The organism is Phytohabitans sp. LJ34 (genome assembly GCF_052068095.1).
Classification (GTDB): domain Bacteria; phylum Actinomycetota; class Actinomycetes; order Mycobacteriales; family Micromonosporaceae; genus Phytohabitans.
Window position 1 is genome coordinate 57485 of record NZ_JBQHDG010000016.1, and the last position, 25002, is coordinate 82486.

Sequence of the window (25002 nt, forward strand, 5' to 3'; positions counted from 1 at the left end):
TGACTCCAAAAGGTCTCTAGAGACCTTTCGGCGTCAGGGTCGCCGCCCGTCGTGGCGTTGCTTCGAGGCAGATTTGCCCACGTCCGCGTCAGCTGCGGACCGTATGCTCCCGCGGGCACCGCTCCCGGCCGGCGGCTCGCCAGGGCGAGCCGAAATCCCCGGCCGTCCACTGCCAGGCCCGCGGGGCAAGCCCCTACCAACGACATCCCGACGCAGCGTCACCAGCATCGGGGGTCGGGCCTCGAGATCTAGGAGACCGAGGGTTGATATGGCGCCCTAACTCTCCAAGATCTGGCATCGGATCCTGTTCACGCCGCTGCGGCGGTTACCCGTGGTGACAGTGCCTCTGTCCGGTCTGGTGCCGGTCGCCTCGGCAAGGGGCATTGTGGACAAACCGTGCGCGGGGTGAGCGTGACCAGCGGCGGACGGGTCAGGCCACCCGGGCGGCGGTCGGGACCACGACGGACGTCGCGCGGCAGCTCAAGCCTGCTTCGAATCGAGCTTTCGAGACCGCGGCGACCCTGACTCCGAAAGGTCTCTAGATTTCCTGCCTCCACACCCGACAACCTCCCGGTAGCGGCGACCCCAATGCAGGGTGGCCCCTCCAGGGAAGCAGAGCAAACGCATCCCGAGCGTACCCACCCCAGGCCGGGGCCGCATGGCCCGGCGCAGCCGCCGGGGTAACCGTGACCCACGGCGGACGGGTGAGGCCGCGGGAGCAACGGCACGGACCACGACGGGCATCGCGGTAGCTCACATCTTCTGTCCAAGTGGATCCAGAGGCCGAAGCAACCCGACTCCGAAAGCTCTCTCGCAAGGCCCCGACGGCGGCAGTTCTAGTGCCCACAGGGCGGGTCCGCCCCAGACGGCGACGGTGAGCGCGGCGTCGTCGGGTGTGGTGACCGTGGCGGGGGTCAGGTGGCGGGCCGCGCGGCGACGTCAGCCGGGCAGGCCAGGCAGTGGTGCCGAGTAGAGCCAGGCCCGGAACAGCGACGCCAGCGACCGGCCGGCCAGGCGCTCGGCCAGGGCGGTGAACGCCGGGGTGGTGACCGTGCCGTGGCGGTGTTCGGCGACCCAGCCGCGCAGGATCCGGAAGAACCGCTCGTCGCCCACCTCGCGGCGCAGCACGTGTAGGGTGAGCGCGCCGCGCTTGTAGAGCCGTTCGTCGAACATCCGGGCCACGCCCGGGTCGGCGATCCGCAGGTCGGCCGGGCGGGCGGCGAGCCGCGCGTGCCACATCCGGGCCAGCGCGTCCACCGGTGGGCCGCCGGAGACCCCCGACCACAGCCACTCGGCGTACGTCGCGAAGCCCTCGTTGAGCCAGATGTGGCGCCAGTCGGCCACCGTCAGGCTGTTGCCAAACCACTGGTGGGCCAGTTCGTGCGCCACCAGCCGCTCGTGCGTGCGCCGCCCGTCGACGTGGTTGGCGCCGAAGACGGACATGCTCTGCGCCTCGATCGGGTCTTCGAGGTCGTCGTCGGTGACGACGACGGAGTACTCGGCGAACGGGTACGGGCCGAAGAAGCGCTGCATCGCCTCCATCATCTCGCCCTGGCGGCCGAAGTCGTGGGCGAACCGCTGCCGCAGCCGTGCCGGCACCGCCGCCCGCTGCGCCGGTCCGCCACTGTAGAGGTTGACCCGCTCGTACCGTCCTATCTGGACGCTCACCAGGTAGGCGGGGGTCGGCTCCGGCAGCTCGTAGACCCACGCGGTGGTGCTCGCGCTCCGCCGGCGGTCGGCCAGCTTTCCGGTGGCGACGACGGTGTACGGCGTCGGCGCTGTCACCGCGATGCGATAGCTCGCCTTGTCCGCGGGGTGGTCGTTGCACGGAAACCAGGACGGCGCGCCGACCGGCTGGCTGGCGACCAGCACGCCGTCGGTCAGTTCGTCCCACCCGATGTCGCCCCACCGCCCGCGGACCGGGCGGGGGCGCCCGCCATAGCGGACCTCGACCCGGAACTCCGCACCCTCGTCCACCGGGCGGGCCGGCCGCACCCGCAGCTTATGGCCCACCTGGGTGAACCGCGCGGCGACGCCGTCCACGAGCACGTGGCTGACCCGCAGCCCGGCCAGGTCGAGGCTGAACCGGGACAGCGCCTGGGCGGCGACCGCCGTGACGACCGCCCGGCCGGTCAGCCGGTTGGTGACGATCCGGTAGTCGAGGTCGAGGTCGTAGTGGCTGGTGCGGTAGCCGCCGTTGCCGTGTTCCGGGAGGTACGGGTCGCCGGAGCGCTCCGCACCGGGCTGGGCGGCGGCGGTCATTCCCGGGCGCGGGCCGGCCAGGCGGCGATCGGGTTGCCGAGCCAGCGCGTGTCGGCCGGCACGGTGTCACCGCGGGTCACCAGCGAGCCGGGGCCGACCGTGGTCCGCGCGCCGATCGTGGCGCCGGGCAGCACGATCCCGTGCGGGCCCAGCGTGGCGCCGGGCGCCAGCGTCACCTCGTCCATACTCATGATCCGATCATGGAACAGGTGGGTCTGCACGACGCACCCCCGGTTGACGGTCGCCCCGTCGCCGAGGCGCACGAGGTCCATCTCCGGCAGCCAGTACGTCTCCAGCCACACCCCGCGGCCGATCTTCGCGCCCATCGTACGCAGCCAGCCGGTCAGCACGGGAGTGCCGGTCGCCGCCGGGACGAGCCACGGCACCGCGAGCACCTCGACGAACGTGTCGGCGAGCTCGTTGCGCCACACGAACGAGTCCCACAGTGGACGGTCGCCGGCCCGGAACCGCCCGACCAGCAACCACTTCGTCGCGGTGGCTGTCGCGGCGGCCAGCACCGCGGCGGCGAGCAGGACGGCGCCGGAGAGCGCGCCGGCGGCCACCGGGCCGAGCGCCCGCCAGATCGCCGCGAGCGCGCCCAGCACGACCACCGCGAGGGCGCCGGCGCACGCCACCGGTACCAGACGGAAGAGCTCGACCACCGCGCGGGCCGCCTTGAGGCGGACCGGCGGGGCGTAGGTGCGGCTGCTGTCCGCCTCCTCCGGTGCGCGGCGCAGCGGCATGGGCGGCATGCCCAGCCACGACGAGCCTTTCTTGGCCTTGCGCGGCGCCGAGGAGAGCACGCCGACCAGGCCCCGCTTCGGCACCGAGTGTCCGGGCGCGGCCATCCCGGAGTTGCCGAGGAACGCCTGCTTGCCGATCCGGGTGGGTGCCACGTGCAGCCAGCCCTGCCGCAGCTCGTACGTGGCTACCATCGTGTCGTCGGCGAGGAACGCGCCGTCGGCGACGGTGGTCATCTTGGGCAGCGCGAGCACGGTCGAGGCCTCCACGCCGCGCCCGACCTTGGCGCCGAGCAGGCGCAGCCAGGCGGGGGTGAGCACGCTGGCGTACAGCGGGAAGAGCCCGACGCGCGCCATCCCCATCAGCCGCTCGGTGGCCCACACCTGCCAGGCCACCCGGCTGTGCACCGGGTGGTAGCCCGCGCGCAGCCCGATGCTCAACGCCCGCACGGCGACGAGCACCAGCAGCGCGTAACCGGCGACGTAGGCCAGCGCGGCGAGCGGCATGGCGGCGAGCGCGCCGGTGACCGCGCCGCCGAGCGTGGCCGCGCCGGTGGACGCGCGGGCCAGGATCGCGATCCCGGGCAGCGCGGCGAGGGCCGGCAGGATGCCGAGCAGGAACGAGGTCACCCCGTACATCGCGACCCACCGCCGGGAACGGGTCGGGCGGCGGTCCGGCCAGGTGTGCGCGCTCTTGCCGGCGCGGGTGGCCGGGGCGCCAACCCAGCGCTGGCCCGCCGGCACCGAACCGCGCACGGTCGAGCCGGGGCCGATCTCCGCGCCCTTGCCGACCCGCACGCCGGGCAGCAGCGTGCTGCGCGCGCCGATCCGCGCACCGGCGCCGACCCAGGTGTATCCGATGTGGACGGCGTCGCCGTCGACCCAGTAACCGGAGAGGTCCACCTCCGGCTCGACGGCCGCGCCCCGGCCCAGCTTGAGCAGGCCGGTGACCGGCGGCGCCGAGTGCAGGTCGACGTCGCGCCCGATGTCGGCGCCGAGCGCCCGCGCGTACCGGATCATCCAGGACGCGCCGGCCACGCTGGTGGCGCCGCTCAGGTCGGCGAGCCGCTCGGCGGTCCACAGTCGCAGGTGGACACTCCCGCCGCGGGGGTAGCTGCCCGGCCGTACGCCGGACAGCAGCAGCCGTGCCCCGCCGGCCGAGATGGCGATCCGGCCGACCGGGCTGAAGAGCACGAACCAGCCGAGCGCCACCCACCACCAGGAGACGGCCGGCGCCCACGGGGTGCCCAGCAGCTTGGCGACGGCGGCCAGCACGGTCAGCCAGCGCAGGCCGACGATCGTCAGCAGCGGCGCCATGAGCAGGGTCTGGATGGCGCCGGCCCGGCGGGGCGTGGGCGCGATCTCCCGCCTGGTGGTGACGCTCGCGGTCTCGCGCTCGTCGAGCGCGGACGCCAGGTCGTCGAGGCGCGGGCGCTGGTAGAGCTCGCCGACCGACACGTGGGGGTGGCGGGTGCGAATCCAGGCGACGAGCTGTGCCGCGGCAAGGCTGCCGCCGCCGCTGCGGAAGAAGTCGGCGTCCGGCTCGGTGGGGCGCACGCCGAGGATCTCGGCCCACCCCTCGGCGAGCCACTCCTCGGTCGGCGTGAGTGCCGCCGGGTCGGCGTCCACTGTGGGCAGTGGCCAGGGCAGCGCGTCGCGGTCGACCTTCCCGGAGGTACGCGTGGGCAGCGCGTCGACGACCGCGAGCAGCGGCACCAGCGCGGCGGGCAGCTGCTCGCGCAGTCGGGCGGCGGCCGCGCCGGCGTCGAAGGCGGCCCCCTCCAGGACGGTCACGTATCCGACGAGGAGCTGGTTGCCGGCCTTGGTGCGGCGCACCGCCGCGGCCGCGCCGGCGACGTCGGACAGCGCCTGGAGCGCGGCGTCGACCTCGCCCAGCTCGATGCGGCGGCCGCCGAGCTTGATCTGCTCGTCGTTTCGGCCGACGAAGACGAGCCCTTCCGGCTCGGCGCGCACGATGTCGCCGCTGCGGTAGGCGCGCGCCCAGCCGAGCGAGGGCAGCGGGGCGAACCGCTCCGCGTCCTTCGCCTCGTCGAGGTAGCGGGCCAGCCCCACGCCGCCGATCACCAGCTCGCCCGTGGCGCCCATCGGCACCGGCTCGCCGGCCACGTCGACGACCGCCAGCGCCCAGCCCGCGAGTGGCAGCCCGATCCGCACCGGGCCGTCGCCGGTGAGCCGGGCGGCGCAGGCCACCACGGTCGCCTCGGTCGGCCCGTACGTGTTCCAGACCTCGCGGCCGGGGACGGCCAGCCGCTGGGCGAGCTCGGGCGGGCACGCCTCGCCGCCGAAGATGAGCAGCCGCACGCCGTCGAGCGCCTCCGCCGGCCACAACGCGGCGAGCGTCGGCACGGTGGACACCACGCTGATCCGCCGCTCGGCCAACCAGGGGCCGAGGTCGACGCCGCTGCGCACCAGCGAACGCGCGGCCGGCACCAGGCACGCGCCGTGCCGCCAGGCCAGCCACATCTCCTCGCACGAGGCGTCGAACGCCACCGACAGCCCGGCGAGCACGCGGTCGCCCGGCCCGATCGGCGCCGCGGCCAGGAACAGCTCCGCCTCGGCGTCGACGAACGCCGCGGCCGACGCGTGGCTGACCGCGACGCCCTTCGGCTTGCCGGTCGAGCCGGAGGTGAAGATGATCCAGGCGTCGTCGTCGGGGCGCGGCTCGTTGCCGGCCGCCCGGATGCTTACCGCGCCGCCGTCGCCGAGCACCGCGCACACGCCGGCCTCGGTGAACACGAGGTCCGCGCGCTCGTCGGGGTCGTCGGCGTCGACCGGCACGTACGCCGCGCCGGCCGCGAGCACGCCGAGGATCGTGATGTACAGCTCCGCGGTGCCCGAGGAGATCCTGATGCCGACCCGGTCGCCGCTGCCGATGCCCACCGCCGCGAGCTTTTCGGACACGGCCGCGACCTCGGCGGCCAGCCGGCGGTAGTCCAGCACCTCGGTGCCGTCGTCGATGGCCGGCGCGTCCGGGTGCCGGGCGACCGTCTCGGCGAAGATGTCCAGCAGCGTACGGGGGTCGGGCGCACGGTCCGACGCGAACACAGCCGGGGCGGCAACGGGCAGCACGGGAGTCAGGGTCATCGCGCACCTTTCCGGACGGACGCCAGAAGGGGCGCGCGGCCAGCCGATAAGCCTACGGCAGATGAACTGGACGTAACGCCCGTATGGCGCTTTCGTGTTCGCCGCCACACCCGGCGTGTGCTCAGACACGCACCCCGACGACTAGGCCGGAGGCCCACGCGATGGTCGTCGACCGCAGCCTCGGCACCTGCGGCAGGCTGGTCAGGAACGCGGCCACCCGCTCCTCGTGCTCCGCCGGCCAGGTGGGTCGCGAGAGCAGGTCGTCGCCGATGTAGAGCCCGCCGGGCCGCAGCAGGCCGAGCACGTCGTCCATGCGGTGGAACTTGCCCGGGAGGCAGTCGACGAACGCCAGGTCGAACGGTTCACCGTCGTATGTGGACAGCCACCGTTCGGCGTCGGCGGCAACGCGGCCGGCACGCGCGCCGGGGTGTCGTCCATCGTCAGGCTTGGCCCGCGGGGCGCTCGTAGACGATCTCGAGGCCGTCCTCTTCGTCCCACTGGTCGCCGACCTCGACGAAGCCGTACTGCGCGGCCAGCCCGTAGGAGGGCTTGTTGTCGGGCCGGATGCTCACCCGCACGGTGCGCACTCCCGGCTCCCGCGCGGCCCGCGCCAGGAGCGCCTCCAGGGCGGCGCGCGCGTAGCCACGGCGGCGGTAGGCCGGGTCGACGGTGTAGCCGATCTCCACCATCCCGGCGGCGTCCGGCGGCCCGTGATAGCCGGCCCAGCCGACCGCGACCTGCCGCCGCTCGTCCCAGATGATCCCGGTCACCCAGGCGCCGGTGGCCGGGTCCTCCTCGTACTGCCGCAGCCGCATCCCCCACACCGACCGGGCGTCCGGACCGGCGATGAAGGCCGAGAGCGGCACCGGACTGGCCGCGTTCGCGGCGGCGAGGTCACCCTCGACGAGCGCCCGGAACGCCGCCCCGTCCAGGTGCACGATGCGCACCACCGGCCGCGATTCACCATCACCCTGATCAGTCATCACCGCCGAGCATCCCGCACCGGAACGCCCGACGACACCGATTTACGAAGGGCGACCGATTAGCCTCATGCCCGAAGGCCGCCGTCGCGACGTCTCTCAAGCGGATTCGCCCCCGTCCGCGTCACCTGCGGACCGTATGCTCCCGCGGGCGCCGCTCCGGTCGGCGGCTCGCAGCGCTCGCCGAAACCCCCGACCTCCGCTGCCAGGCCCGCGAGACAAGCCCATGTACGGACGGCCTTTCCTGGTCAGCGTTCTGAGGCAGCAAATCCCCGCTTTGTTGGCAACGCTCGCCTCAGAAAGCGGGCGACGCTACCGGCGCGCCATGTCGGGCATCTTCCTCGATCGGTGTGAGAGATCGGGGCACGCCAGCAGATCGTGGTACGCAACTGCCCTCGACTTCGGAGTTTTGAGACGGCGTGTGGCGCAATGCCTTCCCCAGCTCAGAGACCCCGCGCCGAGGCCGCCAGACTTAGCAGGGAACGTCTGCGACCAGGAGTCTTGTGCCGCTCGCACCGTCGCGGCGGTCACTCGCGGCGACGAAGCCCCGGTTGTTGGTGGATCGCCGTTCCGAGAGCAGACATCGTGGACAGGGGTGGGTGCGGCCCGGCGGCGGATGGGGTGAGGCCGCTGGCTGCGGCGGTGCGGATCGCGACGGATGTCGCGGGCCGGTGACGCCATGTAACCGATAGCCCGGTGGCCGGAGCGGACCTTGCCAGCGGGGAGCATACGGTCCACCGCTGACCAGGACCCGGGAAAGGATCTGCCGGCAAGTTGTCGGCGGAAACGGTCATGACCCACGCGGCCAGCCCCGCCCTTGCCGCAGCCAGCGGGCGTAGCCCGAGCCGTGCCGTATGCCGTCGTCCACCCGCACGGGGAGCAGACCAGCGCCGGGGCCGCCACGACCCGCGCACCGTGACAATCAGACGGCGGCTGGCGGCCCCGGCGCTGGCCTGCTCGGCTCAGCCTGGACGACGGCATACGACACGGCTCCCACCGCAACCACCCACCAAGAAGAGTGAACAAGCCGGGGACGGCCCGGCCGGAGCCCGAGACCCCGCCGGAGGCGCAGTAACCGCAACCACAAGCGAGCCGAAACCGCAGAGCAAGCGGACAACCGGCTCAAACTCCGATTTGGGGCCTGCGGCCCGGCTCAGCAAGGCTTCGCAAGCCCCGGCGTCCACCACGACGCCTTCCAGATCCTGACCGATTGTCCCGTCACGTGGGAGATGCGGAACGCGGCGGCCGCATCGCGTGATCGTTAGCCCGATAAGGGCGTGGTCTTCGGCGTGTCGCGCCCTAAACGGGCTAACGATCATGGCGCCGTCCACATGCTGAGCCGCCTCCCCAACCAGTGGGAAGGTGGCCGGCGATCCGCCGGTCATGGTGTTTCGCGGCCAGCGTGCGAAGCCCGAGGCCCCGCCGGAGGCGCACTAACCACCACAAACGAAGAAGCGACGGGCTTGCACCGCGGAGGTGGCAGTGGAGGCCGGGGATCTCGGCGAGCGCTGCGAGCCGCCGGCCGGAGCGGTGCCCGCGGGAGCATACGGTCTACAGGTGACGCGGACATGGGCAAATATGTCTTTGGAAACTTACTAAGTCGACTCCGAGAGATCTCGGGGTGGCCTGGCGGCCTTGGCGGCTATTTCGAGGCCTCGCCGGGGAGGGGGCTGGTGTCGACGTAGCGGACCTCGTAGAGGCGTTCGGCGAAGCGCCAGCCGGCCGGGGTGCGCTCGTAGCGGTCGTGGTACAGGGAGTAGTTGAGGTTGGACCGGCCGTCGTGGAAGCGGCCGAACTCCGCGATGTACGCGCGGCCGGTGGCGGTGTCGCCGTCGAGCTGGATCGTGCCCGGATGGGCGTTCTGCACGAAGTAGGCCCACATGCCGCGCAGGCGTTCGACGCCGGCGCGGATCTCCTCGCGGCTGGCGAGCTCCACGTCGATGTGCGGCATCCGCCAGGCGCCGTCCTCGGTGAACAGCGACGCGAAGCGGTCCCAGTCGTGCGTCATCGACGCGTCGGTGAACTCCGCGCGCAGCGCCTCGATCTCGACGCGGTCAGCGATGGCCTGGAAGTCGTTCATCGGTGTGCTCCTTGTCGAATCGATCGGTTTGAGTCCCACCGGGTACGACGACGCGACGCCTCGTAATGTGAGGTGGGCGCCAACCTCACATTCCCGTGCGGTGTCTCGTCGAACCTGTGAGGGACGGCCGCGACCGAGGGAGAACCACCGATGAGCAGGCAGGACGAGCCGCTCGACCCGACGCTGAGCGCGATCATGAGCGAGCGGCGCCAGCTGATCAGCTTGGCGTACCGGCTGCTCGGCTCGCTGGCCGACGCCGAGGACGTCGTGCAGGAGACGTATGCCCGCTGGTACGCGATGGCGCCGGAGCGGCGGGAGGAGATCGAGACGCCCGGCGCCTGGCTGACCACGGTGGCCAGCCGGATCTGCCTCGACCTGCTCGGCTCGGCGCGGGCCCGGCGCGAGCGCTACGTGGGCGAGTGGCTCCCGGAGCCGGTGCCCGGGCCGGCGGAGCTGGTCAGCGGGCGTGCGGCGGCGATCGGCGCCGACCCGGCCGACCGGGTCACGCTCGACGAGTCGATCAACATGGCGTTTCTCGTCGTGCTGGAGTCGATGACGCCGGCCGAGCGGGTGGCGTTCGTGCTGCACGACGTCTTCCGCTACTCGTTCGCCGAGGTGGCGAAGATCGTCGGCCGTACCCCGGCGGGCTGCCGCCAGCTGGCCTCGTCGGCCCGCCGCCGCATCCAGGCGTCGCAGGCCCCCGCAACCCCGCCGGCCGAGCGGGCCGGCATCGTGCGGGACTTCCGGCAGGCGTGGGAGGCGCAGGACATCCAGGCGCTGATCGACATCCTCGACCCGGACGCCATCGCGGTCGGCGACGGCGGCGGGCTCGTCACCGCCGCGATCGAGCCGATCGTGGGCGGCGAGCGGGTGGCCCGCTACTTCGCCGACCTCGCCGGCCGGGCCACCGGCATGCGGCTCCTGGAGCGTACGGTCAACGGCCAGCCGGGCCTGGTCGGCGAAGTCGACGGCGCGGTGGGAGTGGTGATCGCCTTCGACGTGGTGGACGGCCGGATCAAGCACATATGGGCGGTGCGCAACCCGGAGAAGCTCCGCCCGTGGAGCGCGAGCTGACGCCGGTCACCCGCCCGTGGGGAAGTTGGCGCGGAAGACGCCGTCCGGGTCGTGCCGCCGCTTGATGTCGCGGAGCCGGGCCAGCGCCTCCGGGCCGAACGCGTCCGCCACCGTCTCCTCCGGGTCGAGGAACGTGAAGGGCTTGCGGCCGCTGGTGGGCAGCGACCCGGCCAGTGCGCGCCGCTTCGCGACGACCGCCGCGGGGTCGGTGGGCAGGCCGAAGAGGTAGAGCGCGTACGGCTCGGTGAGCGGGCCGTGCGGGCTGTCCGACGGAGCGGCGAACGCCCCGCCCAGGTGCCGCACCTGCACGCTCAGCAGTGGCGCGATCGGGCTCTCCAGCAGCGCGCCGACCGCGGCGTCGTCCAATGTGGTCAGCAGCTCGGCGTGGGACAGGCCCGCGCTCGGATCGGTCGGCTCGGCGGTGATGGAGCCCAGCTCGGTGACCGGCATGACCTTCCTGCTGTCGGAGAGCGGCGCCGGCAGGCCGTCCAACGGGGACAGCAGGTCGCGCGCCTCGTCTTCGGCGCCGAGGTAGGTGGCGTCGACGGCGACCATCGGCGGCGCGCCCGGGAAGTGCAACAGGTCGAACCAGACGGTCAGCTCGTCCGGGGCGGTCGCGGTGATCCGGCGGTAGGCGTCCGCGACGGCCGGCGCGTGCTCGGCGGTCCACAGTGTCCGGCCACCGTAGAGGGTGGGCGCCGGGTGCAGGGCGATCTCCAGCGCGGTGACGATGGCGAAGTCGCCGCCCCCGCCGCGCAGCGCCCAGAAGAGGTCCGGCTCGGTGTCGGCGGTGACGTGCCGCGGCCGGCCGCCGGCATCGACGACGTCGAAGGCGGTGACGCTGTCGGCGACCCAGCCGTGCTTGCGGCCGAACCAGCTCAGCCCGCCGCCGAGTGCCACGCCGGTGACGCTGACTACCGGCGAGCTGCCGGGGAGCCCGGTCAGGCCGTGCGGCGCGGCGGCGGCTTGGAGCCGGCCGGAGGACACGCCCGCGCCCACGCGGGCGCGGCGGGCCACCGGGTCGACCTCGATCGTGTCCAGCCGGCGGGTGCGCAGCAGGACGGTGCCGCCGGTGCGGCCGGTCGCGCCGTGCCCGTTGGGCTGGGTCGCGATGGCGAACCCGGTGGCGCGGGCGTGGCGGACCAGCGCGGCGACGTCGTCCGCGTCGGCGGCCTCGACGACCGCCGCCACGGGCTGCTCGACAGCGAGATTCCACGGCCGGCGGGCCGCGTCGAAGTCAGGCGTGCCGGGCAGCCAGACCCGGCCGCGAACATTATCCTGGATATCCAACATCTAGAATTGCCCTCCTAAAAACCGCGCAGTGCCGCGAACCTGTTCACCGTGTTGCCGGGCGTGGCGGGATATGCGCGCTCCACGTCGGCCTTGAGGTCGGCCAGGGTCTGCCCGGCCAGCTCGCGCCGCCAGGCCAGGTCGCCCCGCCGCATCGCCCGCGCGACGAGGCACGCCTGGCGGTAGTCGACCGCGGGATCGGCGCCCGGCCCGCGCTTGAGCAGCTCCTCGCAGCGAAACGCCTCCTCCGGGCCCTCGATGGCCACCACCACGTCGAGCAGCGTGATCCGCTCGGGGCTACGGGCCAGCTGGAAGCCGCCGCGCGGGCCGGACGTCGACGAGACGATGCCGGCGCGGGCCAGCGCCTGGAGCTGCTTGTTGAGGTATGCGGCGGGCAGCCCGTAGAAGGCGGCGAGCTTGGCCGCGGGCACGGCCTGACCGGCCGGCAGCCAGCTCATGTTGAGACAGCTGTGCAACGCCCACTCGACGCCCTCGCTCATCCGCATACCTGGACATTACATGTCCAGGATTAGCCGCGCAAGGTGAAACCGATCTGAAGTCACGCGGGTCTATGTTGAGCTGTCATGACAGGGTTTAGCAGGTCGCGTGCCGTCGCGGTGGTGGCCGCGCTCGCCCTGGCCGGGCCGGCGGTGGCAGCACCGCCGGCCGCCGCGCAGGCCGGGCCCGCCGCCGCACCCAACGCCGTCATCACCTGGAACGTCCACGCCCAGACCGCCATCTACGAGGTCGCCCGGCAGTCGCCGACCGCGACCGCGCGCAGCTTCGCCATGGTGCAGGGCGCGGTGTACGACGCGGTCAACGCGATCGCCGGTACCCCGTACGAGCCGTACCTCGTCGCGCCCCGCGGCCGGCCCGGCGACTCGACCGCGGCCGCCGTCGCCGCCGCGTCGTACCGCGTGCTGCTCTCCCTCTTCCCGGCCCAGGCCGACGCGCTGCGCGTGCGGTACGACGAGTCGCTGGCCGCGATCCCGGACGGTCCTTCCGAGCGCGGCGGCGTCGCCGTGGGTGAAGCCGCGGCCGTCGCGATGATCGCCGCCCGGGTCGACGACGGCGCGTTTTCCGACGCGACGTGGCGGGTCGGCACCGAGCCGGGCCAGTGGCGGCCGACCCCGCCCGACTTCCTCCAGGCCGGCGCCTGGTTCGCCACGTTGAAGCCGTTCGTGATCGGCGACCCCGACGACTTCGACACGCCGGGGCCGCCCGCCCTGACCAGCACCGCCTACGCGCGCGACCTCAACGAGGTCAAGGCCGTCGGTTCGGCCACCAGCACGGTACGCACAGCGGACCAGACCGAGGCGGCGATCTGGTGGGACGACTACCGCATGGTGGAGTGGCAGATCACCCGCCAGCTCGCGGCGACCCACCGGCTCAGCGCGCTCCAGACCGCCCGCATGTTCGCGATGGTGGACATGGCCGCCGTCGACACGCTGATCGCCTGCTACAAGGAGAAGAAGTTCTGGAGCTTCTGGCGGCCGGTGACGGCGATCCCGCTCGCGGACACCGACGGCAACCCCGCCACCACCGCCGACCCGGCCTGGACGCCCTTGCGGACCACGGCGCCCTCGACGGAGTACCCCTCGGGGCACGCCTGCTTCACGTCGGCGACGATGACGGCCCTGCGGTCGTTCTTCGGCCGGGACAACCTCTCGTTCAGCGCCTACAGCGCCGACTCCGGCACCACCCGCCACTACGGCAGCCTCGCCGCGGCCGCGGCCGAGCTGGTCGGTGCCCGGGTCTGGGCCGGCGTGCACTACCGCACCGCGTCCGTGGACGGCGATCGGCTCGGCCGGGTCGTCACCCGGGACGTCCTCGGTCAGGCGTTCGGCCCCCGGTGATCGCCCGCGGCTACCCGGGATGACGTGGGAGTCCATCGATCTCCTGCCAGTGTTCGACCGGCCACGTCGAGTCTGGGTTGTCATGGGGCAGATGGTGGTGCGCTTCGCGGGCGAGGGTAGTGGCGTCGCCGGCCTCAGCTGGGGCCAGCTCGAGATCCTGGGCGCGATGAAGCGCCAGCGGGCCTGGCTGGCGCTGTCGCACTGCGAGCCGCTGCCGGCCGGCACCACGCTGGACGACGTGGCCGGCTGGCTGCGCTACCTGATGGGCCGCCACCAGGTGCTCCGCACCCGCCTGCGGTTTCCCACCGGCGGCCCGGCCGTCCAGGAGGTGCACGCCTCGGGCGAGACCACTGTGGACGTCGTCGAGGCGGGCGACGAGGACCCGTCGGACGTCGCCGACCGGATGGCGTACCGGTACGCCGCCCGCGATTTCGACTTCGCCGGCGACTGGCCGATCTTCCTCGCCGCGATCCTGAAGGACGGGGTGCCCGCGTACCGGGTGCTGACCGTCTGCCACGTCGTGTGGGACGCGTTCGGCGCGCTCGCGGTGCTCGCCGACCTGCGGGAGCGGGACGCCCTGGGTGGCGCGCCGCCAAAGCCGGTCACCGCGATGCAGCCGCTGGAGCAGGCCCGCTGGCAGCACTCCCCCGCCGGCCGGCGGCACAGCGAAGCGGTGCTGCGCCAGTGGGCGGACGTGCTGCGCCGGGTGCCCGCCCGGCGGTTTCCGGCGCCGGTCGACCGGGGCGAGCCACGGCACTGGAAGCTCCGGTTCGACTCGCCCGCGGCACACCTGGCGATCCAGGTCATCCGCGGCCGCACCCGGGCGGGGACCGCGCAGGTGATCCTCACGACGTTCCTCGTGGCGCTGGCGCGGGTGACCGGCATCCATCCGCCGGTCACCCGGATCGCGGTCAACAACCGGTTTCGGCGCGGGCTGGCCGACTCGGTCAGCGTCACCACGCAGTACGGCCTGTGCGCGGTCGACGTCGCCGGCGTCAGCTTCGACGAGGCGCTGGCGCGGGTGAGCCGGCGGGTCATCGCCACGTTCAAGAACTCCTACTACGACCCGGTGGAGCTGGCCGCGCTCGTCGACCGGATCAGCCGCGAGCGGGGCGAAGAGGTCGACATCGACTGCTACTACAACGACCGCCGGCTGACCGAAGTGGACGAACCGGTCGCCGAGCCGCCGGCGCCGGCCGACGTGCGCGCGGCGCTGCCGGCGACGACGTTCACCCACGAGCCGCTGACCCGGCGGGGCAGCGAGCGGCTGTTCGCGGCCGTCGAGGAGGCACCTGGATCGTTCCACCTCACGCTGGAGGCGGACACCTGGTACATGCCGCGCGAGGCGATGGTCGACTGTGCCCACGCGATGGAGGAGACCGCGGTGGCGGCCGTCCTCACCCCGGCACCCCTGTCGCTTTCGGAGTCGGGTGGCTTCAACCCCTGAATCCCCTGATCAGACAGAGATTTTGAGCTACCGCGACGTCCGTCGTGGTCCAGACCGCCGCTCCCGCGGCCTCACCCGTCCTTCGTGACGCCCAGCTCGTCGGCGATCATCTGGAGCGAGGTACCCGCGAAGCGGCTTCGGCCACGGCGCCCGGGTGGTCACCGCCGCCGCGATCATCATGATCAGCGTCTTCTCCGGCTTCATCCTCTCGCCGGAGTCGATCGTCAAGTCGATCGGTTTCGCGCTCGGCGTGGCCGTGCTCTTCGACCCGCTGATCGTGCGGATGACGATCGTGCCCGCGGTGATGACGCTGCTCGGCAAGGCCGCCTGGTGGCTGCCCCGCTGGCTCGACAAAACTACTGCCCAATGTGGACGTAGAGGGCGAGAAGCTCCGCCACCAGCTGGACGAGGTGCCCGCACCGGTCGAGCGCGAGCTGGCGACGACTCAAGTCTGATTGATATCGATCAATTTCCGTGTCACGCTGGTCGCATGCGTACCCGCGTGGTTGCCCTTGCCCTGACGACCCTGCTGGCGGCCGGTGCCGTCCTGACCGCACCCACCGCCGCGCAAGCGGCGGTGGGCTGCGGCATCACCTACGAGAAGCAGTGGGACAACGGCACCACCTTCGGCGTCTCCATCATGATCGACAACACCGGCGACGCGATCGACGGGTGGACCCTCGCGTTCACGTTCCCCGGCAACCAGCGGATCACCACCAGCTGGCCGGTGACCTGGTCCCAGGCGGCCGGCAGCCCCCAGGTGACCGCGACAAGCAACGCGCCGTGGAACGCGCGACTGGCACCCGGCCGCCGGATCGCCATCGGCTTCAACGGGACATACACCGGCGCCAACACGATGCCCACCGCGTTCACGCTCAACGGGACGCCGTGCCGGCCCGTCGGCCCGCCCAACACCCAGGTACCGACGGTCGCGCTCACCAGTCCCGTGCCCAACCAGGTGTACCGCTCGACCGACCCCATCCAGCTGGACGCGACGGCGAGCGACGACCACGGCGTGGCCCGCGTCGACTTCCACCTCGACGGCCGGCTCGTGGCCAGCGACACCACCGCGCCGTACACCACCACGCTCACGGGCGTGCCCGCCGGCCAGCACACCGCGCAGGCCACCGCGTACGACGACGGGACACCGCAGCGCGCCGCCGCGACGCAGGTCCGGTTCTGGGTCGACGGGACGCAGCCGCCGGCGGCCAACCCCTATGTGGGCGCCCGCGTGTACGTCAATCCAGAGTGGAGCGCCAGGGCGCTCGCCGAGCCCGGCGGCGAGCGGGTCGCCGACCAGCCGACGGCGGTGTGGCTCGACACCATCGCCGACATCGAGGGCGGCGCGGGCGCGATGGGCCTCGCCGCGCACCTCGACGAGGCGGTCGCCCAGTCCGGCGGGCAGCCGATGGTCGTCCAGCTCGTCCTCTACGACCTGCCCGGCCGCAACTGCGGGCGGATGGCGTCCGAAGGCGAGCTCGGCCCCGACGACCTGCCCCGCTACAAGGCGGAGTTCGTCGACCCGATCGCCGAGATCCTCGGCCGTCCGGCCTACGCCAACCTGCGCGTCGTGACGGTCGTCGAGCCGGACTCGCTGCCCAACCTGGTCATCAGCACCGGCACGCGACCCTTCGCGACCCTGCTCTGCAACGCGATGGCGGCCAACCGCGGCTACGTCGACGGCATCGGCTACGCGCTCGCCAAGCTCGGCGCGGTGCCGAACGTCTACAACTACCTCGACCTGTCGCACCACGGCATGATCGGGTGGGAGGACAACCTGCGGCCCACGATCGACCTGATGGCCCTGGCCGCCCGCGCGTCCGGCAGCACCACGGCCAACGTGCGCGGGTTCGTCACCAACACCGCCAACTACTCGGCGCTGCGCGAGCCCTTCATCCCGATGGTCCCGCCGTACACCTACACGAAGTGGGTGGATTGGAACCAGTTCAACGACGAGCTGACCTTCGCCCAGGCGGTGCGGGTCCCGCTGGTGCAGGCCGGCTTCCCCGCGGGCATCGGCCTCCTGATCGACACCTCCCGCAACGGTTGGGGCGGGCCGACCCGCCCGACCGGCCCGTCGACGTCGACCGACGCCAACTGGTTCGTCGACGAGTCGCGGATCGACCGGCGGATCAGCAAGGGCAACTACTGCAACCAGACCGGTGCCGGCCTCGGGGAGCGCCCCACCGCCGCGCCCGTGGACGGCATCCAGGCCTATGTGTGGATCAAGCCGCCGGGCGAGTCGGACGGCGCGAGCATCCCGATCCCCGGCGCCGCCTTCGACCGGATGTGCGATCCCACGTACGACGGCCCGCCGCGCGGCAGCAGCACACCGTCCGGCGCGCTGCCCGGCGCACCGCCGTTCGGCGCGTGGTTCCCGGCCCAGTTCCGGCAGCTGATGCAAAACGCGTACCCGCCGCTCTAGGCCGGCTTGGGTGCCCGGCGCGGTTGGCCGCCGCACCGGGCCCCAAACGATCGATAAAGTTCAGTACGATCCGTAGACATGACGGATACCCAGCGTCCCGTGCGCGACTACCCGTTCAACGCGCCCGACCGGCTCCGCCTCGATCCCTTCTACGCCGAGCTGCGCCGCACCGAGCCCCTGACCCGGGTGCGGTTGCCGTTCGGTGAGGAGGCGTGGCTGGCCACCCGCTACGCCGACGTCCGCACCGTGCTCGGCGACCCGCGCTTCAGCCGCGCCGCCAGCGTCGGGCGCGACGAGCCGCGGATCACCCCGCGCCAGATCGAGGGCGGCATCCTGTCGATGGACCCGCCCGAGCACACCCGCCTGCGCCGGCTGGTCGCCAAGGCGTTCACCGCGCGGCGGGTCGAGCAGCTGCGCCCCCGGGCCCGGGAGATCGCCGACGGCCTCGTCGACCGCATGGTCGAGGCCGGGCCGCCGGCCGACCTGGTCGAGCGCTTCGCCACTCCCCTGCCGATCACCGTGATCTGCGAGCTGCTCGGCGTCCCGGTCACCGACCAGGACCGCTTCCACGTCTGGTCCGAGGCGATCGTGTCGACCACGTCGCTCACCCCTGAGCAGATCAAGTCCTACCTGGACAGTCTCTGGGCCTACATGGCCGGCTTGATCGCCCAGCGCCGGGACACCCCGACCGACGACCTCATCAGCGCGCTGGTCCGGGTCCGCGACGAAGACAACGACCGCCTGACCGAGCAGGAGATGGTGCGGCTGCTGGCCGGCCTGCTGGCCGCCGGGCACGAGACCACCGTGACGCAGATCCCCAACTTCGTCTACGTGCTGCTCACCCACCCCGACCAGCTGGCACAGCTGCGGGCCGACCCCGACCTGGTGCCCACGGCGGTCGAAGAGCTGATGCGCTACGTCCCGCTCGGCGTGGCGTCCTCGTTCGCCCGCTACGCCCTCGAAGACATCGAGCTGGGCGGCGTGCTCGTCCGCGCCGGCGAGCCGGTCATCGGCTCGGTCGCGTCGGCCAACCGCGACGACGAGGTCTTCGCCGAGCCCGACACGCTCGACCTCACCCGCTCGGCCAACCCGCACATGGGTTTCGGCCACGGCGTGCACCACTGCATCGGCGCACAGCTGGCGAGGATGGAGCTACAGGTCGCGGTCGCCACCCTGATCGACCGCCTGCCCGGCCTGCGTTTCGCCGGCCCCGAGGAGGACCTGGAGTGGAAGAGCGGCCTGCTGGTCCGCGGCCTCAAACGGATGCCCGTCGCATGGTAGCTCCACAGTGGAGGATTTCGGTCGACGCCGCCCGGTGCATCGGCTCAGGCACCTGCGCGGGCACCGCCCCGGAGTGGTTCACGCTGGTCGACGGCGTCTCCACCCCGGCCAGCGACCACGCCGACCCCGACGAGGCCATCACCGACGCGGCCGAGCTCTGCCCGGTGATGGCCATCTCGGTGCACGACTCCACCGACCGCCTGATCGCACCCGAGCCGCTGTAAAGAGCTTCCGAAGTTGGGGTGACGTGGCCTGAGTTCCTATTGGACAGAGATTTGAGCTACCGCGACGTTCGTCGTGGTCCAGACCGCTGCGCGGGGCCCCCGGGAAACCTCACCCGTCCGCCGCTGGTCGCGCTCACCCCTGGCGGCGGTCGACGTTTGTCCACAATGCCCCGCTCCCGGATCGGCGATCCGGGAACGCGACAGGGGTTTCGTCGCCGCGGGTAACCGCCGCGGCGGTGTGAGCGGCGCGAGATTCGAGATCTAGGAGAGTTTAGGCGCTATTTCAACCCGAAGTCTCCTAGATCTCGAAGCCTCGTCCCTTGGCTGGTTACGCTGCGTCAGGATGTCGGAGGTAGGGGCCTGCTACTGGCCGCGAAGACCCCGGGGGGTTGTCGCGCGGACCTGGCAGTGGACGGCCGGGGGTTTCGGCTCGCTCCGCGAGCCGCCGGCCGGGAACGGTGCCCGCGGGAAAGCACCCCAAGAAAACGCTCCGCTGCGCTCCACGTTTCCCCGGGGACCCCGAGCAAACGGTCCGCAGCTGGCGCGGACGTGGGCAAATATGCCCTCGAAGGAAGCTCACGCCGGGCGCCGGCCCTGGATCAGATAGCTCTAGTCGTCGTCGTCATCGTCATCGTCGTCGCCATCGCCGCCGCCGGGGCAGCCGGTGAGCGCGACAAGGCCGGCCAGCGAGCCAGCCGCCAGCAGCGTCCGCCCGAAGAACGCCCGCCGCCCGATCGTCGCGCCCTGGTCTTCGTTCGTCTCGTCCATGCCCGGCATTCTGACAGCGCGAGGAGGTCACCGGAAGCCTCACGCGCTCCGCGGCTCGGGGTTAGCTGACGGCGGTGGCGGCGGCGCGGCCGGCTGTGCGGCCGGAGAAGAGGCAGCCGCCGAGGAAGGTGCCCTCCAGGGAGTTGTAGCCGTGCATGCCGCCGCCGCCGAAGCCCGCCACCTCGCCGGCCGCGTACACGCCGGGCAGCGGCTGGCCGTCGGCGCGCAGGACCCGGCCGGACAGGTCGGTGTGCAGGCCGCCGAGGGTCTTGCGGGTGAGGATGTTGAGGCGGACGGCGATGAGCGGGCCCGCCTTGGGGTCCAGGAGGCGGTGTGGCGTGGCGACCCGGACGAGCCGGTCGCCGCGGTACGAGCGGGCGCCGCGGATCGCGGTCACCTGGGCGTCCTTGCTGAACGGGTTGGAGATCTCGCGGTCGCGGGCCACCATCACGCGCCGCAGCTCCGCGGGGTCGATGGCTGGGCCGCCGGCCCGCTCGGCGAGGTCGTTCATGCCGGCGACGAGCCTGGGCAGCGTGTCGGCCACGACGAAGTCGGCGCCGTGCCGCTTGAACGCCTCGACCGGGCCGGGTGCGCCCGGCCGCACCCGCTGGAGCACCTGCCGGACGCTGCGGTTGGTGAGGTCGGGGTTCTGCTCGGAGCCGGAAAGCGCGAACTCCTTCTCGATGATCTTCTGGGTCAGCACGAACCAGCTGTAGTCGTACCCGGTGGCCATCAGGTGCCGCAGCGTGCCGAGCGTGTCGAAGCCGGGGAACAGCGGCGCGGGCAGCCGCCGGCCGGTGGCGTCGAGCCACAGCGACGACGGGCCGGGCAGGATGCGGATGCCGTGGTTGGGCCAGACCGGGTCCCAGTTTTGCAGGCCCTCGGTGTAGTGCCACATCCGGTCCGGGTTGATGATCTGGCCGCCGGCCGCCTCGGTGATGGCGAGCATGCGGCCGTCGACGTGGGCGGGGACGCCGGCCACCATGCGTTTCGGCGGCGGGCCGAGGCGGGCCGGCCAGGCTTTGCGTACCAGGTCGTGGTCGCCGCCGATGCCGCCGGAGGTGACGATCACGGCCTGCGCGGTGTACTCGAAGTCGCCGGTCTCCACGCGCGAGCTGGTGGTGCCGCGCGGGGCGTCGCTGGGCTCCAGCACGCGGCCGCGCACGCCGGTGACCTCGCCGCCGGTGGTGACCAGGCCGTCGACGCGGTGCCGGAACCGCAGCTCGACAAGCCCGCGCGCCGCCGCCTCGCGCACCCGGCGGGCGAACGGCTCGACCACGCCCGGACCGGTGCCCCACGTGATGTGGAAGCGGGGCACCGAGTTGCCGTGGCCGTCCGCCGCGCCGCCGCCGCGCTCGGCCCAGCCCACCACCGGGAAGAGCCGGTGGCCCATCGCGCGCAGCCAGGCCCGCTTTTCCCCGGCGGCGAAGTTGACGTACGCCTCGGCCCAGCGCCGCGGCCACTCGTCTTCGGGCCGGTCGAAGCCGGCGCTGCCCAGCCAGTCCTGCCAGGCCAGCTCGACCGAGTCGCGGATGCCCATCCGCCGCTGCTCGGGCGAGCCGACCAGGAACAGCCCGCCGAACGACCAGAACGCCTGGCCGCCGAGGCTCTGCTCCGGCTCCTGGTCGAGCAGCACGACCCGGCGGCCCGCGTCGGCGAGCTCCGCGGTGGCGACCAGCCCGGCGAGGCCGGCCCCCACCACGATCACGTCAGCGTCCATGGAGCGTAACCATAGGCTAGGCGATCTGGTACGCCCGCAGCACTGTCTGCTCCAGCGTGTTGCCGGCCGTGTCGGTCACCTTCGCCCGGAGCGCGGCGTGCCCGTCCGCCGGGTGCCGCACGGTGGTCGTCCACTGTGGACCGAAGCGCTTCACCTTCGCCGCCTGCCAGGTGCGGCCGTCGTCGTACGAGACCTCCACGGACAGCTTCCGCACGGCGACGGGTCCGGTCCCCTGCCTTTCCAGGTACACCGGGAAAGTGAACGAGCGGCCGCCCGGGGCCCGGTTGCGGAGGTCGACGGGCGGGGCGAAGCGGGCGGTCAGCAGCGGCAGCGCCGTGCCCTCGTCGGCGGCCGCCGAGCGGAACGTCCAGGCCGCCGACACCTTCGTCCACTGTGGCCACCAGTCCACCGAACGGCTCGTCTCGGCCACGAGGCGGTACCTGCCCGGCTCGGCCGGCACCTCGAACCGGGCCTGGTCGGGCACGTCCGCGGTGCCGACCAGCGCGCCGTCCCGGTACAGGCTGATCGCGCCGGTGTCGGTGCCGTCCTCGCTGAACGGCACGCGGGGGCGGCCGGCACCGTCGCCGTAGAGCGGGAGGATCACGTCGATCGCGCCGCCGTCGCGCCACGCCCACGGCCGCGGTCCGGACTCGGTGCCCGTCTCACCCCGGAACGAAGGGCCGGCGACCGCTCTGTTCCACGCGATCCGGTACGTGCGCCGGGGCGCCAGGGTCACCGTGTCGCCGAGCGAGTCCCGCGGACCCCAGTAGCCGTGGGCACGCAGGTGCCAGGTGCCCGGCGAGAAGTACTCGATCCGCTCCCGCGGCGCCCGCGCCGGCACCGACCAGCCACCGCCGAGGGACGAGCCGAAGAAGTCGGTGTCCGCGACGACGTAGCGGAGCGAGTCGGCGACGTTGTCGTGGTACGCGGTCCGCACCGCGGCCAGTTCTCTGGTGCGCGGGCGGTGCACCTGCGGCGTGGTCACCTTCCCGGTCACGCCGTACGCCAGCTCGTACCGCAGGCTGGGCCACGGGCGGCTGGCGTACTCCACTGTGGTCTGTCCCGCCTTGACCAGCGCGGCGAGCCGCGCCGCCGTCGGGCCGAAGCCGCGCAGCGTGGGCAATGCCGGAGCCGGCTCGTCCGCCGCCAGCGGGACGTCTTCCAGCACGTTCACCATGGCCATCCGCGCGCCGGCGTCGCGGATGTACCCGGTCCGCCGGTACGCCTCCTCGTAGCTCGTGTCGCCGGGGATCTCGAAGAGCACGAGCTTGCCCTTCGCGTCGATCTTCGCCAGGTCTTCGGGTGTGCCCTGGCCGCCGTAGACCATTTGTGGGGTGGCCGCCTCCTCGGGCGTGGGCGAACCGGAAAGCCAGCCGGTGGCGACCTCGAAGCGCTCGCCGTCGTCGGCGAACAGCTCCAGCTCCGGCTCCATGGCCCGCCGCGACTGTCCAAAGGCGAACGTCGCCGAGCTGGTCCCCGGCAGGGTCGCCGCGTACGCCTCGTGGAAGCGCGGGTCGAGGCCGGTGAGGAGGCCGAACGTGCAGTCGCAGTCGGCGATCCGGGTCAGGATGTGCGTCTGCGCGCTCCCGCCGCGGGCGGCCGGGTTGTCCACTGTGGTCGACACCGGCTTGCCGTCGCGGGCGTCGAAGGTCTGCGCGACGTCCCGGTCGAGCACCAGTTCAGGGTGGCTGACGAAGCTGTACGTCGGCTCCCGCCCGGCCCGCGGCGTCTCGATCGTCGTGTGCACCGCGTACCGCCCGGCGGGCAGGCGGATCGTCCCGGACAGTCCCCAGTAGAAGAAGTCGCTGTCGTCGAGGTCGTAGATGGTGACGCTCGGGAAGTCGCCCTCCGGTGGCGCGTTGCCGTCCCGGTCGACGAGCTCGACCGCGAGGTCGAACATCGGCGGCTCCTGGAGCACCGAGACCGCGGTGCGGGTGGCGACGGCACCGCCGGCCTCGCGGGCCACGACGACCCCGCCGTACGTCCCCGCCGCTCCGTCCACGGTGGACACGACCGCGTCGACGGTGGCTGTCCCGCCGGCCGGGACGGTGACGGTGCCGGCCGGCAGCGCGAGCATCCCGGCGGGCGCCGGGGCGCCGTCGCGGCGGGTCAGCGCGGCGCTCAGGGTGAGCGTCACCGGCGCGTCGCCGGTGTTGCGCCAGGTGATCGCCTGCTTGCGGGAGGCTCCCTGGTTGGGCCACCGCAGGTACGTCGAGAAGCTGCCGGTGGCGGTGACCGCGGCGGCGGTGGCCCGGCCGGCGTCGACCCGCCCGGTGCCCACCGTGTACGGGCTGGCGTCCGCGACCTCGTCGGCTGTGCTCATCAGCCCGTCCTTCAGCTCGCCCGGCCCCCACGCCGGGCGCAGCTGGGCCAGCAGCGCCGCCGAACCGGCCACGTGCGGCGTCGCCATCGAGGTGCCGTCGAGCCGGTGGTACGCCTCGCCTTCGGCCGGCCACGCCGCCAGGATCCCCTCACCCGGCGCCGCCAGGTCCGGCTTGACCGCGCCGTCACCCACGCGCGGCCCGCGGTTGGAGAACTCGCTCGGCACGTCGCTCTTGCTCACGCTGCCGACGGCGAGCGCCTCGGTGGCGGCCGCCGGCGCGGAGACCCACTCGTCCGCGCCGTCGTTGCCGGTGGCGGCCACGAACAGCGTGCCGTACTCCCGGGTGAGCGCGCCCACCGCGGCGGAGAGCGGGTCGGTGCCGTCGCTGCCGTACCCGCTGCCCAGGCTCATGTTGACCACGTCGGCGCGCGCCTCCCCCGCCGCCCACTGCATGCCCGCGATGATCGAGTCGAACGTGCCGTTGCCGTCGTCGTCGAGCACCTTGCCGACCGCGAGCGTCGCATCCGGCGCCACGCCCCGGTAGCGGCCGCCGGAGGCGGCACCCGACCCGGCGACCGTCGAGGCGACGTGCGTGCCGTGGCCGTTGCCGTCCTCGACGCTGCCCTTGCCGGAGAAGTCGCGCGCCGCCGCGACCTTGCCCGCGAGGTCCGGATGGTCCGTGTCGACGCCGGTGTCCAGCACCGCGACCCGCACACCCTTGCCGGTCAACCCCTTCGCCCAAGCGGCCGGCGCGCCGATCCGCGGGACGCTCTCGTCGAGGAACGCCTTCGCCTTCCCGTTGAGCCAGACCCGCTCGACACCGCCGCCGCCCGGCGCCAGCTCCCGCCACACGCGGCTCGCGTCGGCCTTGCCCGCGTCGAGGGCCGCCATCCGCACGCCCGGCAGGCCGCGCCGCACGGCCGCACCCCGCGGCGCGGCACGCTTGGCCGCCGCCTGGTCGGTGTACCGGACCAGCAGCGGCAGGCTAGACACCCGCGCGTCGTCGTAGCCCTGCCGGACCAGCCCGGTGACGTTGAACAGCTGCCAGTCCAGCCTTCCGGACCGCACCAGCGCCGCCGCGTCGGACGGCAGCACGTACCGGTCGCCGCGCCGCGTGATCTGCTGGAACTGCACCGGCCGCGCCCGCCGCGCCGGCTCCACCACGACGCCGGCCCGAGCACCCACGCCGCGCACGAGCACGCGGTCTCCGGTGATCAGTGTGACCCACGATCCCCCGCCGTCCGCCGGACTCCGGCCGGCGGCCTCGGCCTCGGCCCGCCCGGCCGGCCCCGCGACCACGCCGCCGCCCACCACCACGGCCAGGAACCCCGCCAAGAACGCGCGTCTTCTCATCGGCCCTCCCCTGTCTTCGGCTGCACTCATCTGTACTTCGCCGAAGGGCCCCTTCGCGTTCCCGACCGCGCCGA

General features: G+C 73.0%; 16 protein-coding genes. 6 read left to right on the forward strand and 10 right to left on the reverse strand.

The window, feature by feature from the left end; genetic code table 11:
• Window positions 1-939: 939 nt before the first annotated feature.
• From ACTMTJ_RS26885 to ACTMTJ_RS26905, 5 genes are all read right to left on the reverse strand, one after another.
• Window positions 940-2262: a M1 family metallopeptidase gene (locus ACTMTJ_RS26885; protein WP_441220664.1), complete on the reverse strand. Its 1323-nt coding sequence runs from the start codon at window positions 2260-2262 to the stop codon at window positions 940-942.
• On the reverse strand, window positions 2259-6107 hold the full coding sequence (locus ACTMTJ_RS26890; protein WP_441220666.1) for a Pls/PosA family non-ribosomal peptide synthetase: 3849 nt from the start codon (window positions 6105-6107) through the stop codon (window positions 2259-2261). The genes ACTMTJ_RS26885 and ACTMTJ_RS26890 overlap by 4 nt, the downstream gene beginning before the upstream one ends.
• 121 nt (window positions 6108-6228) lie before the next feature.
• The gene (locus ACTMTJ_RS26895; protein ID WP_441220668.1) at window positions 6229-6420 is read right to left on the reverse strand and encodes a hypothetical protein; all 192 of its coding nucleotides are present in this window, start codon (window positions 6418-6420) and stop codon (window positions 6229-6231) included.
• A gap of 127 nt (window positions 6421-6547) precedes the next feature.
• Window positions 6548-7090 carry a GNAT family N-acetyltransferase gene (locus ACTMTJ_RS26900; protein ID WP_441220670.1) on the reverse strand — a complete coding sequence of 181 codons (543 nt, stop codon included), beginning with the start codon at window positions 7088-7090 and terminating at the stop codon, window positions 6548-6550.
• A gap of 1639 nt (window positions 7091-8729) precedes the next feature.
• Window positions 8730-9167, reverse strand: a complete 438-nt coding sequence (locus tag ACTMTJ_RS26905) for a nuclear transport factor 2 family protein (RefSeq protein ID WP_441220671.1) — start codon at window positions 9165-9167, stop codon at window positions 8730-8732.
• 150 nt (window positions 9168-9317) lie between these two features.
• On the opposite strand from ACTMTJ_RS26905, the gene sigJ reads away from it, so the two are divergent.
• Window positions 9318-10241, forward strand: coding sequence for an RNA polymerase sigma factor SigJ (gene sigJ, locus ACTMTJ_RS26910; protein ID WP_441220673.1), 924 nt, complete (start codon window positions 9318-9320; stop codon window positions 10239-10241).
• Between the two features lie 6 nt (window positions 10242-10247).
• Here sigJ and ACTMTJ_RS26915 read toward each other — a convergent pair whose 3' ends face one another.
• Both ACTMTJ_RS26915 and ACTMTJ_RS26920 read right to left on the reverse strand, forming a co-directional pair.
• The gene (locus ACTMTJ_RS26915) at window positions 10248-11534 is read right to left on the reverse strand and encodes an FAD-binding oxidoreductase (protein WP_441220675.1); all 1287 of its coding nucleotides are present in this window, start codon (window positions 11532-11534) and stop codon (window positions 10248-10250) included.
• 14 nt (window positions 11535-11548) lie between these two features.
• A complete protein-coding gene (locus tag ACTMTJ_RS26920; protein WP_441220677.1) occupies window positions 11549-12037 on the reverse strand; it encodes an RrF2 family transcriptional regulator in 489 nt (162 codons plus the stop codon).
• A 78-nt stretch (window positions 12038-12115) separates the two neighbouring features.
• Between ACTMTJ_RS26920 and ACTMTJ_RS26925 the strand changes: the two genes are divergently transcribed.
• From ACTMTJ_RS26925 to ACTMTJ_RS26945, 5 genes are all read left to right on the forward strand, one after another.
• Entirely contained in the window at window positions 12116-13387 is a 1272-nt protein-coding gene (locus ACTMTJ_RS26925; protein ID WP_441220679.1) for a vanadium-dependent haloperoxidase, read from the forward strand.
• 82 nt (window positions 13388-13469) lie between these two features.
• Complete coding sequence (locus ACTMTJ_RS26930) at window positions 13470-14834, forward strand: condensation domain-containing protein (RefSeq protein WP_441220681.1); 1365 nt, start codon at window positions 13470-13472, stop codon at window positions 14832-14834.
• A 154-nt stretch (window positions 14835-14988) separates the two neighbouring features.
• Window positions 14989-17259 (forward strand): glycoside hydrolase family 6 protein, encoded by a 2271-nt coding sequence (locus ACTMTJ_RS26935; protein ID WP_441220683.1) that lies wholly within the window; start codon window positions 14989-14991, stop codon window positions 17257-17259.
• Between the two features lie 78 nt (window positions 17260-17337).
• Window positions 17338-18540, forward strand: coding sequence for a cytochrome P450 (locus ACTMTJ_RS26940; protein ID WP_441220685.1), 1203 nt, complete (start codon window positions 17338-17340; stop codon window positions 18538-18540).
• Entirely contained in the window at window positions 18534-18764 is a 231-nt protein-coding gene (locus ACTMTJ_RS26945) for a ferredoxin (RefSeq protein ID WP_441220687.1), read from the forward strand. Before ACTMTJ_RS26940 ends, ACTMTJ_RS26945 begins: the two co-directional genes overlap by 7 nt.
• A gap of 609 nt (window positions 18765-19373) precedes the next feature.
• Here the strand turns inward: ACTMTJ_RS26945 and ACTMTJ_RS26950 are convergent.
• The 3 genes from ACTMTJ_RS26950 to ACTMTJ_RS26960 all read right to left on the reverse strand — a co-directional run bounded on the left by ACTMTJ_RS26950 (window position 19374) and on the right by ACTMTJ_RS26960 (window position 24928).
• A complete protein-coding gene (locus tag ACTMTJ_RS26950) occupies window positions 19374-19532 on the reverse strand; it encodes a hypothetical protein (protein WP_441220689.1) in 159 nt (52 codons plus the stop codon).
• 61 nt (window positions 19533-19593) lie between these two features.
• Entirely contained in the window at window positions 19594-21252 is a 1659-nt protein-coding gene (locus ACTMTJ_RS26955; protein ID WP_441220691.1) for an FAD-binding dehydrogenase, read from the reverse strand.
• A 16-nt stretch (window positions 21253-21268) separates the two neighbouring features.
• A complete protein-coding gene (locus ACTMTJ_RS26960; protein ID WP_441220693.1) occupies window positions 21269-24928 on the reverse strand; it encodes a S8 family serine peptidase in 3660 nt (1219 codons plus the stop codon).
• Window positions 24929-25002: the final 74 nt, after the last annotated feature.

Bases quoted from the DNA above. Each gene is read 5' to 3' on its own strand.
- ACTMTJ_RS26885 (WP_441220664.1), bottom strand. From the start codon at position 2,262: ATGACCGCCGCCGCCCAGCCCGGTGCGGAGCGCTCCGGCGACCCGTAC.
- ACTMTJ_RS26890 (WP_441220666.1), bottom strand. From the start codon at position 6,107: ATGACCCTGACTCCCGTGCTGCCCGTTGCCGCCCCGGCTGTGTTCGCG.
- ACTMTJ_RS26895 (WP_441220668.1), bottom strand. From the start codon at position 6,420: ATGGACGACGTGCTCGGCCTGCTGCGGCCCGGCGGGCTCTACATCGGC.
- ACTMTJ_RS26900 (WP_441220670.1), bottom strand. From the start codon at position 7,090: ATGACTGATCAGGGTGATGGTGAATCGCGGCCGGTGGTGCGCATCGTG.
- ACTMTJ_RS26905 (WP_441220671.1), bottom strand. From the start codon at position 9,167: ATGAACGACTTCCAGGCCATCGCTGACCGCGTCGAGATCGAGGCGCTG.
- sigJ (WP_441220673.1), top strand. From the start codon at position 9,318: ATGAGCAGGCAGGACGAGCCGCTCGACCCGACGCTGAGCGCGATCATG.
- ACTMTJ_RS26915 (WP_441220675.1), bottom strand. From the start codon at position 11,534: ATGTTGGATATCCAGGATAATGTTCGCGGCCGGGTCTGGCTGCCCGGC.
- ACTMTJ_RS26920 (WP_441220677.1), bottom strand. From the start codon at position 12,037: ATGCGGATGAGCGAGGGCGTCGAGTGGGCGTTGCACAGCTGTCTCAAC.
- ACTMTJ_RS26925 (WP_441220679.1), top strand. From the start codon at position 12,116: ATGACAGGGTTTAGCAGGTCGCGTGCCGTCGCGGTGGTGGCCGCGCTC.
- ACTMTJ_RS26930 (WP_441220681.1), top strand. From the start codon at position 13,470: ATGGGGCAGATGGTGGTGCGCTTCGCGGGCGAGGGTAGTGGCGTCGCC.
- ACTMTJ_RS26940 (WP_441220685.1), top strand. From the start codon at position 17,338: ATGACGGATACCCAGCGTCCCGTGCGCGACTACCCGTTCAACGCGCCC.
- ACTMTJ_RS26945 (WP_441220687.1), top strand. From the start codon at position 18,534: ATGGTAGCTCCACAGTGGAGGATTTCGGTCGACGCCGCCCGGTGCATC.
- ACTMTJ_RS26950 (WP_441220689.1), bottom strand. From the start codon at position 19,532: ATGGACGAGACGAACGAAGACCAGGGCGCGACGATCGGGCGGCGGGCG.
- ACTMTJ_RS26955 (WP_441220691.1), bottom strand. From the start codon at position 21,252: ATGGACGCTGACGTGATCGTGGTGGGGGCCGGCCTCGCCGGGCTGGTC.
- ACTMTJ_RS26960 (WP_441220693.1), bottom strand. From the start codon at position 24,928: ATGAGAAGACGCGCGTTCTTGGCGGGGTTCCTGGCCGTGGTGGTGGGC.